General features: G+C 40.1%; 18 protein-coding genes. 4 read left to right on the top strand and 14 right to left on the bottom strand.

Going from position 1 to position 16358, the window contains the following annotated elements; genetic code table 11:
- Positions 1–34 precede the first annotated feature (34 nt).
- From CW745_RS13435 to CW745_RS13425, 3 genes are all read right to left on the bottom strand, one after another.
- Complete coding sequence (locus CW745_RS13435) at positions 35–1108, bottom strand: acyltransferase family protein (protein ID WP_101109204.1); 1074 nt, start codon at positions 1106–1108, stop codon at positions 35–37.
- Positions 1109–1273: 165 nt separating this feature from the next.
- A complete protein-coding gene (locus CW745_RS13430) occupies positions 1274–3055 on the bottom strand; it encodes a flotillin domain-containing protein (RefSeq protein WP_101109203.1) in 1782 nt (593 codons plus the stop codon).
- A 61-nt stretch (positions 3056–3116) separates the two neighbouring features.
- Positions 3117–3737, bottom strand: coding sequence for an OB-fold-containig protein (locus CW745_RS13425; protein ID WP_101109202.1), 621 nt, complete (start codon positions 3735–3737; stop codon positions 3117–3119).
- A gap of 197 nt (positions 3738–3934) precedes the next feature.
- Here CW745_RS13425 and CW745_RS13420 point away from each other — a divergent pair, with 197 nt between their 5' ends.
- Positions 3935–4648, top strand: a complete 714-nt coding sequence (locus CW745_RS13420) for an ion transporter (protein WP_101109248.1) — start codon at positions 3935–3937, stop codon at positions 4646–4648.
- 54 nt (positions 4649–4702) lie between these two features.
- Here CW745_RS13420 and CW745_RS13415 read toward each other — a convergent pair whose 3' ends face one another.
- Positions 4703–5404, bottom strand: coding sequence for a hypothetical protein (locus tag CW745_RS13415; RefSeq protein ID WP_101109201.1), 702 nt, complete (start codon positions 5402–5404; stop codon positions 4703–4705).
- Between the two features lie 213 nt (positions 5405–5617).
- Here CW745_RS13415 and CW745_RS13410 point away from each other — a divergent pair, with 213 nt between their 5' ends.
- Positions 5618–6544 (top strand): AraC family transcriptional regulator, encoded by a 927-nt coding sequence (locus CW745_RS13410; protein WP_101109200.1) that lies wholly within the window; start codon positions 5618–5620, stop codon positions 6542–6544.
- 53 nt (positions 6545–6597) lie between these two features.
- The gene (locus CW745_RS13405; RefSeq protein WP_101109199.1) at positions 6598–8004 is read left to right on the top strand and encodes an MATE family efflux transporter; all 1407 of its coding nucleotides are present in this window, start codon (positions 6598–6600) and stop codon (positions 8002–8004) included.
- Here CW745_RS13405 and CW745_RS13400 read toward each other — a convergent pair.
- The 4 genes from CW745_RS13400 to CW745_RS13385 all read right to left on the bottom strand — a co-directional run bounded on the left by CW745_RS13400 (position 8001) and on the right by CW745_RS13385 (position 12208).
- Complete coding sequence (locus CW745_RS13400) at positions 8001–9368, bottom strand: DUF3482 domain-containing protein (RefSeq protein WP_101109198.1); 1368 nt, start codon at positions 9366–9368, stop codon at positions 8001–8003. The two genes, CW745_RS13405 and CW745_RS13400, sit on opposite strands and share 4 nt — an antisense overlap.
- Positions 9361–10818: a DUF2868 domain-containing protein gene (locus CW745_RS13395; protein ID WP_101109197.1), complete on the bottom strand. Its 1458-nt coding sequence runs from the start codon at positions 10816–10818 to the stop codon at positions 9361–9363. The genes CW745_RS13400 and CW745_RS13395 overlap by 8 nt, the downstream gene beginning before the upstream one ends.
- 9 nt (positions 10819–10827) lie before the next feature.
- Positions 10828–11520, bottom strand: coding sequence for a tRNA (guanosine(18)-2'-O)-methyltransferase TrmH (gene trmH / locus CW745_RS13390; RefSeq protein WP_101109196.1), 693 nt, complete (start codon positions 11518–11520; stop codon positions 10828–10830).
- Positions 11521–11614: 94 nt separating this feature from the next.
- The gene (locus CW745_RS13385) at positions 11615–12208 is read right to left on the bottom strand and encodes a superinfection exclusion B family protein (protein WP_101109195.1); all 594 of its coding nucleotides are present in this window, start codon (positions 12206–12208) and stop codon (positions 11615–11617) included.
- Positions 12209–12291: 83 nt separating this feature from the next.
- On the opposite strand from CW745_RS13385, the gene oxyR reads away from it, so the two are divergent.
- Entirely contained in the window at positions 12292–13197 is a 906-nt protein-coding gene (gene oxyR, locus CW745_RS13380; RefSeq protein ID WP_101109194.1) for a DNA-binding transcriptional regulator OxyR, read from the top strand.
- A 72-nt stretch (positions 13198–13269) separates the two neighbouring features.
- Here oxyR and rplQ read toward each other — a convergent pair whose 3' ends face one another.
- The 6 genes from rplQ to rpmJ all read right to left on the bottom strand — a co-directional run bounded on the left by rplQ (position 13270) and on the right by rpmJ (position 16355).
- Positions 13270–13650, bottom strand: a complete 381-nt coding sequence (rplQ, locus tag CW745_RS13375; protein WP_101109193.1) for a 50S ribosomal protein L17 — start codon at positions 13648–13650, stop codon at positions 13270–13272.
- 39 nt (positions 13651–13689) lie between these two features.
- Positions 13690–14676, bottom strand: a complete 987-nt coding sequence (gene rpoA, locus CW745_RS13370) for a DNA-directed RNA polymerase subunit alpha (RefSeq protein ID WP_101109192.1) — start codon at positions 14674–14676, stop codon at positions 13690–13692.
- Positions 14677–14701: 25 nt separating this feature from the next.
- Entirely contained in the window at positions 14702–15322 is a 621-nt protein-coding gene (gene rpsD / locus CW745_RS13365; protein ID WP_101109191.1) for a 30S ribosomal protein S4, read from the bottom strand.
- 33 nt (positions 15323–15355) lie between these two features.
- Entirely contained in the window at positions 15356–15745 is a 390-nt protein-coding gene (gene rpsK / locus CW745_RS13360; RefSeq protein WP_019613697.1) for a 30S ribosomal protein S11, read from the bottom strand.
- Between the two features lie 12 nt (positions 15746–15757).
- Complete coding sequence (gene rpsM, locus CW745_RS13355) at positions 15758–16114, bottom strand: 30S ribosomal protein S13 (protein WP_101109190.1); 357 nt, start codon at positions 16112–16114, stop codon at positions 15758–15760.
- Positions 16115–16241: 127 nt separating this feature from the next.
- Entirely contained in the window at positions 16242–16355 is a 114-nt protein-coding gene (rpmJ, locus tag CW745_RS13350) for a 50S ribosomal protein L36 (RefSeq protein ID WP_005417265.1), read from the bottom strand.
- Positions 16356–16358: the final 3 nt, after the last annotated feature.

Genomic DNA, 16358 nt, shown 5'->3' with positions numbered 1-16358 from the left:
ATCTATTAATATACGCTTGATTTCAAAAGCCCTATTAAATAGCCGGCTTATTTCTTTTCGGAAATGGTAAATAACAATATTTTAAGTAAATCGTGTTTTTGATCGCCACTGCGATAATGACAGGCACGATGATCGCAATGATGACGGCGAAAATAGACTCGACTAAGGGTTGCCAATTTAATTCATTTTGCAATGTGTTAAGAATGACTGAATGGAACAGTAAAATGTATAACGAATTTTGGCCAATTATATTTAACAGCTTGCTCAATGGAGTAATGCGTTCAATTAATAGACTTAACTGAATAACCACATAGATACCACTAAAGGCTTGTATTGTGGTTGGTAAAAAACTGCCATAAAATCTTAAATTTAGATCTACGGTATGATTCCATAACAGATGAAAGGCGATAAAAATTGCCAGTGCCCCCATTGTGGCTATCAACTTAAATTGGCGAGACAAAAAGAGATCTCTAAACCAATACCCAGCAAGATAAAATACACTCGATATAAGTGCTAAATCGATACACCAAGGCAAACCAGGCATATTAAAATGTCGCCCATAAACAATAATCGGCTCAGAAAATAGTGAGGCCTTGATATTCCAGAAGGCGTTCAAATCATGACTGGCAAAAAAACCCAACAGCAGTAAAAAAGTGATTTTAGTCAATGCTGAGCTATCTTCTAACTTGATATAGCGGTTAATCAAAAAAGAGAGTAATGAGACAATAAATAGCGCAGGTAAAAACCATAGCGCAATCCAGTACCAAAGACCCGTCGCACCTATCGAATCGCCACTGGCAAAAAATATCCCAATAAGCATATTCCCTAAAGAAGCCCCTTTAAACCACCATGTATAAAGGGCAACGAGGCACAAAGTGATAAAATAGGGTTTCATAATGCGATCAAATTTATTAATAAAAAAGGCTTTGAAACTGCCTCTATTATGAAGAAAAACCCCTGATACTAAAAAGAAAAGTGGCATGTGCACTGAGAAAAGGACATTAAATAACTCGCCTTTATTGTGCAGGGTGATCCAACTATGACCGAGTACCACAGCAATAATCGCAATGCCTTTCGCGATTTCGATATGTTGTATTCTTTGTTTCATAATTACCTTCCGTGGTGATTATTTGTTAGCAAGTTGTGATCGTTGTTCCTTTGTTTGCAAAACACTTTACCCAACTCAAGCATTATATTTTCACTGCAAACACTGGCGATAAATAAAAAATCGGTTCACTAAGAAGCCGATTTAATCTATTCATCTATTTTATTATTAAACGCTTTGTTCAGTTGCCTCTGTATGGCTGCCATTAACAGCGCCATTAACAGAGCTATTAACAGGAGTTGTAACTGTATCTTTAATATCTAAGGCATCTGTCACTAAGCTATGATTACCGGTTAACAGGTCTTGTAATGTCCCCTCTTCAGCATTTACTAAACCCAACTCTCTGACCATCGCATCAACCATCGGAGCCTGTGCTCTATAATTTAACGCAGCGCCTGTAATTTGCTCCGCTAAACCAGCATTGGTATTGCTACCTGTGCTCACTGTTGCTCCAGCTGAGCCTGAACCGTAACCCTGCAATATTTTAATACCTTCAATGTTTTCTAATGGTTTCACAGAGTTCGCAACGACTTCAGGTAACACGTTTAAGATAGCCAATGATTTTTGCAGTTCAATCTGCTCATCACGCAAGCTATTTTCTGCTTCATATAAAACACGCTTACCTTCCGCTTCAACTGCGTAAACTTTTTCATCCGCTTCTGCTTTAAGTTTTTTCGCATCTGCATTGGCTTTAGCTTCAATTAATACCGCAGAAGCTTTATCTTCAGCAGCTTGTTTATCCGCTTCTGCTTGTACCGTAATACTGACCGCTTCACGCTCTGCCTCTTTACGTGCATCGATAACTTCAATCTCTTTACTACGGTTTGCCTGCGCTATCTCTTTAGCGGTAACAACGGCTTCCTCTTTTTCAACTTTATCTTTTTCTACATCGGCAGCTTTAGCGCGAGCAGCTGATTCTTCTTCCGATTTCTCAGCAATGGCAATGCGTTTATCTTGCTCTGATACTTCAATATCTCGTTGCTGTTGTATTTTAGCTTGCTCTAAGGTTTTAACTTTTTCAATCTCTTGCGATTCGATATGGCGTGATTTTTCAATTTCTGAAACTTCAACCGCACGTTGCTTGGCAATTTCAGCTTGGCGCTCTTCCTGCGAACGAAGCTCTCGTTGCTTGACAATCGCAGCTTGCTGTTCAACGCGTTTAAACTCTAACGCTTGCTCTTGTACTAGTTGTGCTTCTTCTGTCTCTTTTTTAATGGTCAGAGATAATTTTTCAGCTTCGAGGTTTCGTTGCTCAATTAAAATGCGACTCTCTTGTTCAATATCATTGGTTTCTTTACGCTTTAATTCAATAATTTGCGTTAGGCGAGCACGACCTTCAGCATCGAACGCATTGTTTTCATTAAAATATTTAAGCTCAGTTTGGTCAAAACCGGTTAATGATACCGACTCTAATTCCAGACCATTTTTTTCGAGATCATTAGCGACATTCTGTTGCACTTTTTGTACAAATTCAGCACGTTGCTCATGCATCTCGATCATGCTCATCTCTGCAGCTACGGCACGTAATACATCAACAAATTTTGATTCCATTAGTACCTTAAGCTCCTCAACACGCATGGTGCGAGTCCCTAAGGTTTGCGCGGCCATGGAGATCCCTTCTGAGTGTGGTGCAACACGCAGGTAAAAGTCAGATTTCACATCAACACGCATTCTATCTTTAGTAATCAATGCGTCTTTTTGCGTTTTTTCCACTTCAATACGCAATGTATTCATGTTCACAGGGATCGTTTCGTGAATAACAGGTAAAACAACAGCCCCGCCATCCTTTACTACTTTTTCCCCACCCATGCCGGTTCTTACAAAGGCAATCTCTTTGGTGGCGCGGGTATAGAGTTTGGCAAATATAATCGCAATCGTTAAAAAGGCAACAAAAGCGACCCCTGCCATGATTAAGATGAACTGCAAGTCTTGGTCTAAAATTGAATCCATTTCATTGTTTCCCTAAGTTAATTTAAAATTTGTATGTTCAAAAGTGTCAAACAGATTGTGCTCAAAGAGGTTTGAATTCAATTGCAATCCAACTACGTGATAGTTTTTCAATGAGCACCACCTGAGTCCCCTGCGTAAACTCTTGGTTCGCCTCTTCTGGCTCTACTAGCAGGTAATGTTTTTGATTAAACTCATCCTGTAATACGGCTTCTGCAGCACTACCTTTGCGTGCTTTACCAATAGTGATAGTGGCGATTTTTCCTGCAAACGAGTGTGATGAAATAGCGGATGTTTCATTTTTAGGCATGATGATAGCGATTTTTTTTCCTAATATACGGCAACTGAAGAGCGCAATAATCAAAACAATAGGAAAACTGATGAGACTTGGTAATGCGATGAGGTAATTAATCGATAATCCGGCAATGCCGAAACTAGTCAAAAATAACAATAACCAGACCAAAAAAGGTAAACGATGTAGATAAAGCCAACCAATCAGTGCATTTAAACCGCCAGAGGGAAGTTCGGTATCGATATCTAAATCAATAGGAATAATATCATCTAAGGCACTCGCAATACTTAAACCAACTAATAAGCCAACCCCTTCTAACAATGCGATGCAGATGACAAATAAGAGAGAGCATGAATAAAGTAAATTAAAATCTGCGCTGAAAAATGCGAGCATGTCGCCTCCTTACCAATCAAATAACCATCAAACAAAAAACAACTCTACATGACATAAGATGCCATTAAAAGCCTTATTCATAAAAATCATTATATAAATGTCAAATTAATTCACTTTTTACTGTTTTTATAAACTACCGAGGTAAGCTAGGATCAATATTTATTATTTTGATGATGGTTTTCATCGAGGCTACGACCATGATTTCTAAATCGAAGTTACATAAGCTTGTTCATTATAGCGATCACAGAGCGGGCAAAATATTTGCATTTACTATCCACATATTAATTCTTATTTCGCTGTTTAGTTTCTCTTTAGAGACGCTCCCTAATCTAACAGATACTCAATACCTGATATTACACATGGTCGAGACTGTTATTGTTATTTTATTTACTTGTGAATACTTACTTCGCCTATATATATCTAAAAATAAAACTTCATATATATTTAGTTTTTACGGTTTAATCGATCTTCTAGCTATTTTACCCTTTTATTTAACATCAGGAGTCGATTTACGTACGGTACGATTATTCCGTTTATTAAGAGTGCTTCGCATCTTCAAGTTACTTAAATACAGCAAAGCATTACAACGATTTCAACGTGCATTTATTTTAGTAAAGGAGGAGATGCTACTGTTTGGTTTTGTCGCCTTAATCACTTTGTATCTTGCGGCGGTAGGTATCTATTACTTTGAACATGCGGCTCAACCCGAGCAATTTCAATCTGTTTTCCATAGCTTATGGTGGGCGTTAATCACACTTACCACCGTAGGGTATGGCGATATGTACCCTATTACCGCTGGTGGAAAGCTATTTACATTCATTGTGTTAATTATCGGATTAGGTATTGTCGCAGTCCCGACAGGCTTAATAGCAACCGCACTTTCACAAACGCGCAAGGAAGAGCAATCATAATTTAAAATGCCGAACACAAAATCGGCATTAATATAAATATGTATGTGTCTGATATTAAGCGCGTTTCTTTCTATACAAAGAGAAACCGATTAATGCAATTGAGAAGAAGCCCAGTGACGCAGGGGCTGGGACATTGACGCTCACTAATGAGTCTAAGTCCCCAGTAAAACGATATATATCATCTGATAACGACTTCATGAAGACGATATTAAATGTACTTGCTCCATTTTCAGGAAAGGCAACATCCTCAGGTAAAGTTGTATCACTTAATAATATCCCGTCATAATCAAAAATATCCAAGCCAATACTTACCCACCAATCGTCAATAAAACCAGACTGACTTAATGAGAATCCATCAAATCCATCCATGTTATTGGCAAAAGCACTGCTATATTCAAAGTTCGGTAAACCTGCTGTTGTAGTTGCTTCATCACCTGCAATAGTGAGCGTCGATGCTAATGGAATTTGATCCCATGAAGCAAAAGCGCCATCATCATTACCCGCAACCACACTACTGTCGTAACCTATGGTGCCTGAAAACGTATCGCCGACAGCAAAATCTAAAACACCATAAAAAGCACTGTCCTGTATCGCACTATCAGTCCAGTCCATACAGAAACCAGCTAGATCGTAACCACTACATTCAGAAAAAGTGCCACTATTGAATGCACCGCTATATGAAATCTCTACTGGCAGTGCCTGAGAAACTGAAGATGAGGCAAGTAATACAGTTGCGATTGATAGTTTTTTAAACATATTATTTCCTTATTGAACAATTATTGTTCGTAATCCATTGAGATATAATGATTTTTAATTAAGCGTGCGGATTTTAATAGAAGATGAAGAAGAAAACATCCCAACTTGTTATTTACTTGATTAAAATTAAATAAACATTCATATTTCTATATTTTTTAATCAGTTTCATTACTCGAGCGCTGATTCGATTGTATAAGTTATGGATGGTAATCAATGCTATATAGGGATCAACAACGCGTACATGATGCGATTAATTATGTATTAGATAACATCACTGCATCGTTGAGCCTGAGTGAAGTCGCTCAGCAGGTACACCTTTCTGAATTTCATTTCCATCGTATCTTCAAAAGCATTACTAACGAGCCCTTTAATCAGTTTGTTCGTAGAAAGCGCCTTGAAAAAGCATTTCATTGCTTGCTCCGCTATCATCAACCGAGCATTACGCAGGTCAGTGAAAACTGTGGTTTTTCGTCACCCGCCAATTTTAGTAAAGCCTTTCAGGCTTATTTTGGTTTTTCTCCCTCTGAGCATCGCAAAGCCACGACTGGTATTAATAGCAAGAATGGAAAACTCTTTAGCAAGTTTGGAAAAGAGATATCACCGGCCACTCCCTATAATGGCACTCTCTCTGAGCAACAGAGTGAAAAAGTAAAATCAAACATTCAACGTATTGAAGTCGTGCAGCATGTAGAAACCCATTATTGTATCTTTGCTAGTACCAAGGGGTATGCGCTAGAGGGGATCAATGAAGCATGGGCAAATATGCGTGAATGGTTGGCACAACATAATATTCAAAGAGAAGCGCAAAAAACAGCAGCATTCTGCTTTGATAACATGTGGCTTGCGCCACAACAGGTGTGCCGTTATGAAGCTGCTTATATGACTGATGATGTTGAATGGGCCCAAAAAACCGGAATCTGCGTCAGAACACAACAAGCAGGTCGATATTTAACCATTGAATTTCAGGGTCAAAAGAGCCAAATGCAACAGCAGATGGATCAACTCTACCTATGGATTCTAAGTGATTGCTTGGTCAATACGCAGCTCAGTATCACTTATCAATATATTATTGAACGCTATATTAATATTGATTGTGATAACGATGTTTTTCATGTCGAAGTATTGATAAAAGTAAACTAAATTACTTCGTTGCTCAGAATTTATCACTGGATAGACATATAAAGGAATATAGGATGAGCAGTAACGAATTGGTATTAGAGATACAGAGCAATGAAGCCACCGCTAACAATAACAACCCGCACCCGCTATTAAGCAACCCAATTGCAGAGCAATTTATCAAGCTGGCACTGCCCATCATTATCGCGCTAATGATAAATGGCCTATATAGCTTTGTGGATGCGATTTTTATTACTCGAGGTGTTGGCATTAATGCCATGGCGTCAGTTTCGGCAGTGTTTCCAATCAATATGTTAGTCATTAGTATTAGCGCTATGCTCGGCAGTGGGATGGCAGCCATTATTTCACGCCATTTAGGTAGTGGAGATAAACAAACAGCTAATCAGGTATTTAGTAGTAGTTTACTGTTTGCTATCAGCGTCGGTGGTTTACTCAGCCTGTTGCTCTTTGTATCGCGCTTTTATATTTACAAACTCTTAGCACTGCCGGAACCGCTATTAGCCGATGCCGATGCGTACTTAGTCCCAATTCTACTCATTAGTATCATCAGCTTTGCCAGTGGCACGCTGACTGAAAGCTTTCGTGCAGCAGGTAAACCCCAAGATATGATGAAGGTGATGCTGCTAGGCTCCCTGCTTAATGTTGTTTTTGATGCCTTATTTATCTTTGTTTTTCAGTGGGGTGTTCCAGGTGCGGCATGGGCGACAGTGTTAGCAATGTTATGCTCATTTAGTCTCGCTGTTTACTTGCAGAACACAGGAGAAGATCGATTACATATTAGCACTAAACAACTGCGTTTTAATGTCAACATTCATAAACAAGTAGTGAGTTTAGGTTTTCCTGTCTTCCTTTCTCACAGTGGTTTTGCCTTCACAATGGCGGTCACTATTTTCGCCTTGACCAAATTCAGTGCGACAGAAGCGAGTCTATTAATAAGCGCACATGGCTTGGTCACTCGTAGCTTTATGTTGCTATTTTTACCCCTATTAGGCATGACCATTGCTTTACAAACATTAGCAGCTTTCAATTTTGGTGCGGGTTATATAACACGGGTAAAACAATCTCTCTTTACCGCTATTATTATCGGCACCCTCTGGACCAGCAGTGTCTCTCTTTTGTTGGTATTTAAACCACAATGGTTATTACAGCTGTTCACCAATGATCAACAACTGATAATGGCTGCCAGTCAAATTTCCTCGATCGTTTTTTTGGGCTTTGTTACCGCGGCGGCTGGCATGATGTGTAGTACTATTTTTCAAGCAATAGGGAAAGCTTTACCAGCGATGTTATTAGAGTCTGCACGTACTTATATTTTACTCTTACCGATGATATTGAGCTTGCCAAACCTGTTAGGCGTGCAAGGTATTTGGTGGTCCTTTCCGATAACCGATGTTATCGGGGTAACAATTGCGTTGTTATTTACTCGATATTACTTCAAAAATAAATTTTCGATCACCACTTAAATATTATCAACCAAGGTGGTTAATAACAGCTCACGCTTATTGGCTTCGTTTGAGGAATGTTTCTTGTTCAGTGATGACCACTGTGGATAAGCACGTAACTGTCGCAGATAACTTTTCCAGTTTTTAGGTAAGTTATCTGTACTTAACTCAAGGCTATTTGCCAGTGTGATTTTATCAAAGCTGGCATGGCCACGCTGCTGCAGTGAGTTTAAAAGCTGTAATTGACGCAACCAAAGTACCTGTAATGTTGCCTCGTCGACACAGAGATAACGCTTACCTTTTATTTTTGCTTCTATCTCATTGTAATAACGTTGCTTAACACTCCATAACGCACCAACAACGCCACCACTGAGTGCAGCAGCGCCGAGTGTAATACCACCAACAGCCACATCGATTGCAACACCAATGCCGGCACCTTTAGCAATATTTCCACCTAGTTTAATACCAAATGCCTGTAAATTATCACTGGAGAAAAGATCTAATTGCCACTCTCCTCCTTGAATAGATAACACTTCATTTTTCAAATCAGACTGACGAAATTGGTACAGTTGTAGAAGTTGTTTAACACAGGCACTCTCTTTTTTGCGCACCGCATTTTGCAGCGCTTGAGTTTGTGCTTCGATCTGTTGTTCATTGTTATCTGCGCTATAACGTGCGCTTGCAACATCAATAAACAGATTAGCGACAAGCTGTTTAGCGCTGTTAAAAGTCGATTGCCATTGTGCTTGTCGTGATTGAATGAGCTCATCGAGTAACTGCTCTTTATCGGCTAGCAACGTTTGCATTTTTTGATAAATTTTCACTTCATCGGAGAATTCAAAATGAACGTTATCGAAAGCAACAAATGCATGAAAGTTAAGGCGCGCGAGTTGTTCCTTCCAAAGAGGAATATTATCTTTACCCTGCACGGTAAAATTGAGCACAGGAATCACAGGCTTGGCGGCATAACTAAGTATTTTTAATTCATCCAGATATTTACCTAAAATAGGCTCTCTCAGATCAATCACATAAAAGATAAGATCGTTACTTAACAACGCACGTAAGACTTTCGCTTCTTGCTGTAACTCAGGGTAATGATCAACCTCTGCTAAAAAACGCTGTAAACGCTCAATCCCTTCATGACTCGTCGCCGGAAATTTTTCATTAAGGATATGTAGCAAAGCCATTGAGTCTTCTAAACCGGGGGTATCAAACAGCGCTAAACGTTGGCTTTCATCAATTAATAACGCACCACCTTCAACATGGCGCGTTGTGCCAGCTTGATCAGCCACTTCTCCGAATTCACTGTCACGCAATAAGGTACGCATTAACGATGTTTTTCCGGCATTTGCATGGCCAACGACGGCGACGGATAGATCACTCATGAGACTTCTCCTGCGCTTCAATATGTACGATGTTTTCTAGTCTAATAGCAACTTGATCCGCCAATTGATACCAGTCACTATCCCGCTGTTTATTACGCGTCTTATCAACAATAAGAAAGAGATAAAAAGATTTATTATTCATCTCGGTTAATTGATGTAGAAAACGCTTTATACCTCGGTCGGGAGCACGGTTCTGTGCGACATAAAGGCCTACGTTCAGCCTGTTATTTTTAGCAAGTTCAGTTAAACAAGATTGCTGACTAGCAAAATCACACACATTAGCCATCATTTGCAAACCACCCTCGTTCGCTTGTTCAAACTGAGACTGGGTAAAGTGCGACTGGGCAATAGTAAACTGTGCTTGAGACAATTCCAGCGCAAGTGGTTGAAAACAATCAGGCGCATTAGTCACTTTATTATCAGGCTTACTGGGCACCTTTTTTTCATGAGTATTAGGTGACTCTTGATCAGCATCGGTAATACCCAAGCTGGTTTTATTCGGTTTTAAAAATTGACGTAACTGTACATAGTAGGGAAGCGTTAGGTTCAATCTAAAATTCCCTTTGGCACGCCTTAGCTGATAATGCATTGCCACATACAAGATTAACCGTGGTAACAGTCCATACAGTAATAAACTGCTGATCAATAAACTAGACCAAGCTAAACGCCTGTTTTCAGCATCTAACAATTGCTCACTACCAATATGACTCTGTTGAATCTGGGCGATAGTGGGTACAGTAAAGCCCAGCTGGTCAGGTAAAAAAGCAAGAATTTGCGTCATCGATTGAAAGCTACTTGACGATAAAATACTCGTTTGCCAGATAAAGTCGACTTGATGCGTCGCCAGCATCACTACCGACATTAATGTCGCACCACAAAAATAACTCAACCATAATCGATGTGTTAAAGCTGATAATTTAAAGCGCCCTATTGCGTTAGCGAAATGAATATCAAAGTAACAACGAAACAATGACCAATAGCCCTCTTGCTCACTTATTTGTTTATTAAAGCGCCTGTCGAAGGATTTAGTCAGCGCCAAACACAGGCGAGCTAAACTACTGTTTTGTAGATGAGTGGGCCTTAAGAAGATAAAAAGCCAAAGAAAAAACATCAGCAGGTTAGGAATAAAAAAAAGTGCAAAGGCCCAAAAAAAGTTAATCGTGGCAGTTTGTTCAGAAAACAACATCTTTTGAACTGCGAGCGCACCTAAGATAAACAAGGCTAACGAAAGAAAGCGGATTATATTTTTACTTAAACGACTAAAATGAGAAAAAAGGGAAGAGATCTGCAACTGTTGATCCTGCGTTTTAGCACGCAGAAAGAGCTGCTCCTCAAAGCCAAGGTTGTTTTGACTTGCGGGTAATACGGTAGTATCAGACGCACTTTTTTCGACACTTTGTTCGAAAGTGCGCACGCCTTCAACTAATAAGCGGGACTTAAATTGACTCAATCAATTCCCCTATTTTTTACTACTACGAATCGCTTCCCACCAATCATCAGAGGCTTGTATTTGTCCCTCTTCATCAAGTGGCGGGTAAGGTAGGTTTTTCTGTTTGCACAATTTGGTAAAAATCGGATGACCACCTTCAAATAGAATACGGTGTGACTCATCTGCGGCTAAACGACATTCACCATTATACATACCCGCTTGTTCACGTTGGCGTTGTGCTTCATATAAAATGAGTGCAGAAGCGACAGAAACATTAAGTGACTGACACATACCTACCATCGGAATAATGACATCTTGATCTGCAAGTGCTAACGCTTCTTTACTGATACCGTGCTTCTCTTGACCTAATAAAACTGCGGTTGGCTTAGTGTAATCTACCTCACGGAAATCAATCGCAGACTCTGAAAGGTTCGTTGCAATAATCTGCATACCTTGATCACGTAAGGCTTGAATCGCTTCAGCTGTAGTATCATGAGAGTGGACATTCACCCAATTTTGACTGCCCGTTGCACTTTTGTTTCCAGCAAGGCGCATCGCTTTGTCTTCCCAAGTCGCATGTACATCACTGACGCCAACAGCATCAGCAGTACGCACAATTGCGGCTAAATTATGGGGTTTATGAACACGCTCTAAAAGTAAAGTCAGTTCAGGTTGGCGACGATTAAGCATGCTAGTGATGCGAGCAAAGCGTTCAGGTGACATAATAACTCTCAAGTAAAATCTATAAACAGCTATTATAAGGGAGAAAAGAAAAGAGGCATAGCGCCTCTTTCATTAATGAGTTTACCAGGTGTCATTAGTCACGTAAGGCAATGTAATTACTACGCGCATAATCAGGACGTGCAGCCTTTAACTGATTAGCTTCCTCTTCTGTCAATTTTCCGACAGGCAATCCAAGTACTTTATGCGTTAACTGTTCACGCGCATCAACCGCAATTGATAACTTGATAATACGTGCGCTTCCTTTGATCTCTTGTGTTTCATAGGCAGGTACTAAAACCCCTGACTGTAAAAGATTACTCACTGCTAGTTCACGCATTGGTAACGCTAATACATTTTTACGTTGAATAATAAACTCACGGAGTACTGCTTTCTCTTCAAAATCAAGGCGTCTAATCATCATGTTACGGCATGCTGCTTGGCTACGTTTACTATACTCTTGTTTAAAGTGGCTAAATAACCAAATAATGACACGTGTAATTAGAAATGAGCCTGTTACTAAGGCTAAAATAACAATATAAGGCATATAGTTTTCTGACAGCTCTGAAATCGGTGATAATTGAACAACTGACACAGGCACAATAAGCAGTGTCGCACAGGCAATACACATCCAAGCCATCGTCAGCGTGATGCCTTGCTGATCTTTTACACGTTGAAATAATTGCATCATAATAAGCTCCTTGCCAAAAAATTGTTGTTACAATGCCTATAAAGCAAAACCTATGCCAGAGTAATTAATATGGAAGAGATAAAATGAATTTTAGAGATTTAGAGTATTTAATTGCACTTGAAGAGTTAAAACATTTTCGCAAGGCGGCTGAAAAATGTTTTGTCAGCCAGCCAACATTAAGTGGTCAAATTAGAAAATTAGAAGATGAGCTTAATGTGCAATTAATGGAAAGATCATCACGTAAGGTTATTTTTACTCAAGCTGGGCTAGATATCGTCAGCAAAGCCAAAACAATTCTGTTAGAAGCGAAGTCATTAAAAGAGATAGCAAAGAGTCATAACGAGCCGATGCAAGGCACATTACATATTGGCTTAATTCCAACTGTAGCTCCTTACTTACTGCCCTTAATCATTCCCGCCATGAAGAAGCACTTTCCAGATTTAGAGCTGTATCTTCATGAAAATCAGACTGATGTTTTAATCAAGCAACTTGAAGAGGGTGAGCTGGATTGCTTGATGTTAGCACTATTACCGGGCATGGAAGCCTTACAACAGTACACACTTTATCACGAACCTTTAGAGCTAGCCCTTTCAGAAGCGCACCCTTGGGCTGATAAAGTTAATGTAGACATTGAACAGCTTTCAGGAGAGCACCTATTAATGCTTGAAGATGGTCATTGTTTACGCGATCAAGCAATGGGCTTTTGTTTTGCAGCAGGTGCAATTGAAGATAATAGTTTTAAAGCAACTAGTCTGGAAACATTACGCCATATGATAAGCGCCGATAACGGCCTGACGTTATTACCACAGTTAGCGATTCCAACTAATAGAAATCAAGCTGGCATAAAGTATATTCCGTTCCAACAACCAATTCCCAGCCGAACTATTGGCTTAGTATGTAGAAATAATAGTGTGCGTAAGGTCTGTTTTGAAGAGATGTCTAAACTTATCGCTACAACAGTAGAGACTCGGCTAAAACAGTATGAATAAGAGAAACAACAAACTATAGAAACAAAAAAGCCGAACTTAAGTTCGGCTTTTTATTGCAACTTAAAAGAAAGCTTACGCTTCTTCGTCAGCTACTACTGGACGGTCAACGAACTCGATGTAAGCCATAGGAGCTTTATCACCAGTACGGAAACCACATTTAATGATACGTGTGTAACCACCAGGGCGACCCTCGTAACGAGGACCCAATTCATTAAATAGTTTAGCTACAACCGCGTTATCACGCGTGCGAGCAAAAGCTAAACGACGGTTAGCAACGCTATCCGTTTTAGCTAGTGTAATTAAAGGTTCAACTACACGACGAAGTTCTTTTGCTTTAGGTAAAGTAGTCTTAATTACTTCATGTTCAACAATTGAACTTGCCATATTGCGAAACATAGCCTGACGATGGCTGCTGTTTCGGTTAAGTTGACGTCCACTGTGACGATGACGCATGACTTAATCCTTATTATTCGTTATTCGATGATTGGTATATTAATCTTCGATTAGGCTTGCTGGTGGCCAGTTTTCTAGGCGCATACCTAGAGATAGTCCACGTGAAGCAAGAACATCTTTGATCTCAGTTAATGACTTCTTACCTAAGTTAGGTGTTTTAAGAAGCTCAACTTCCGTACGTTGTACCAGATCACCGATATAGTGAATCGTTTCTGCTTTCAAACAGTTAGCAGAACGAACAGTTAACTCTAAATCATCTACTGGGCGCAAAAGAATCGGATCAAACTCAGGTTTGTCGTCTTCAACAACAGGTGTACTTGCTTCACGTAAATCAACAAATGCGTCTAATTGCTCAGCTAAAATTGTAGCTGCGCGACGAATTGCTTCTTCCGGATCAAGTGTACCATCTGTTTCCATATCGATAACAAGCTTGTCTAAATCAGTACGCTGTTCAACACGAGCAGATTCAACATTGTAAGCAATACGCTCAACAGGGCTGAATGTCGCGTCTACTAGTAGACGACCAATTGGACGCTCATCTTCTTCAGTATGGATACGTGATGAAGCTGGAACATAACCGCGACCTGATTCAATTTTAATACGCATGCTGATTTCAGCATTGCCCGTTAAATGACAGATCACATGTTCTGGGTTGACTATCTCTACATCACCATCATGGATGATGTCGCCTGCAGTAACAGGACCAGCGCCAGATTTAGTTAAACTAACTAGAACTTCGTTTTTACCTTCAAGTTTAACAGCTAGACCTTTCAGGTTAAGAAGAATCTCAAGGATATCCTCTTGCACGCCTTCTTTGGTGCTGTACTCATGTTGTACACCATCAATTTCAACTTCAGTTACCGCTGTGCCAGGCATAGACGATAATAAGATACGACGAAGTGCGTTACCTAGTGTGTGGCCGAAACCACGCTCAAGTGGCTCTAAAGTCACTTTAGCTCTAGTTGCGTTGACTTGTTCGATATCAACTAATCTTGGTTTTAGAAAATCAATTACAGAACCCTGCATTTGTGTCCTCTCTTAGCAGTTAACTTTACTTAGAGTAAAGTTCGATGATTAACTGTTCGTTAATCTCAGCAGATAAATCTGAACGTTCAGGTTGACGTTTAAATTCGCCTTCCATCTTCGTTGTATCAACTTCAACCCAACCAAGGGCTTCACGTTGACCAGCAATCTCAAGTGCAGCGCCAATACGTGCTTGCTTTTTAGCTTTTTCACGAATTGAGATCACATCGCCAGCTTTCACATTGAAAGAAGGGATATTAACAACTGTACCGTTAACCATAAGCGCTTTGTGGCTTACTAATTGACGTGCTTCAGCGCGAGTAGCACCAAAACCCATACGGTAAACAACATTGTCTAAACGGCCTTCAAGAAGTTGAAGTAAGTTTTCACCAGTGTTGCCCTGTAAACGAGCTGCTTCTTTGTAGTAGTTACGGAATTGCTTTTCTAGTACACCGTACATACGACGAACTTTTTGCTTTTCACGTAGTTGTAAACCGTAGTCAGATAGACGAGGTTTACGCGCACCATGTACACCAGGTGCGTTATCGATTTTACACTTAGAATCGATCGCACGAACACCAGATTTAAGGAATAAATCTGTGCCTTCGCGACGGCTAAGCTTAAGCTTAGGACCTAAATATCTTGCCATTGTTCTTTCTCCAATTGCCTTAGAAAGTTGCGATTAAACGCGACGTTTCTTCGGTGGACGACAACCATTATGTGGGATAGGTGTAACGTCAGTAATATTAGTTACACGGAAACCCGCCGCGTTTAGTGCGCGAATCGAAGATTCACGACCAGGTCCTGGTCCATTTACAAAAACTTCTACGTTTTTAAGACCGTACTCTTTCGCTGCTTCAGCAGCACGTTCAGCAGCAACCTGTGCAGCAAACGGAGTAGATTTACGAGAACCACGGAAACCAGAACCACCTGCAGTAGCCCAAGAAAGAGCATTACCTTGACGGTCTGTAATAGTTACGATTGTGTTGTTGAAAGACGCATGGATATGAGCCATACCATCAGCGACTTGCTTTTTAACGCGCTTGCGAGCACGAGTTGGAGTCTTAGCCATTATCTCTTACCCTTATTTCTTGATTGCTTTGCGCGGACCTTTACGAGTACGAGCATTCGTTTTAGAACGCTGTCCACGTACAGGCAAGCTGCGACGATGACGAAGACCACGGTAACAGCCAAGGTCCATAAGACGCTTGATGTTCATAGATACTTCACGACGTAAATCACCTTCAACGGTGAAATTAGCTACTTCAGTACGAATAGCTTCGATTTGTGATTCTTCCAGATCTTTTAGCTTAGTTGATTCAGCAAAACCAGTAGCAGCACAGATTTTTTGTGCGCTTGTTTTACCAATACCAAAGATTGCAGTCAGTGCAACTACAACATGCTTATGATCAGGAACGTTAATGCCAGCGATACGGGCCACTATGCACTCCTTAAAAGTTAACAGTTCATTTGCGAAAAGCCCGGTAGGATACTCTACAAATGATAATTTATCAAACAAAATAAAGCTTAGGTAGAAATCTACCTAAGCAATTGATCCAAAATCTGGATTAGCCTTGGCGTTGTTTATGCTTTGGCTCTACACAGATAACACGCACAACACCGTTGCGCTTGATAACTTTGCAGTTACGACAGATTTTTTTAACGGATGCACGAACTTTCATTGC

Source organism: Psychromonas sp. psych-6C06, assembly GCF_002835465.1.
Taxonomy (GTDB): domain Bacteria; phylum Pseudomonadota; class Gammaproteobacteria; order Enterobacterales; family Psychromonadaceae; genus Psychromonas.
The sequence above is the reverse complement of the archived record's forward strand: the minus strand, read 5'-3'. Positions and strand labels throughout refer to the sequence as shown.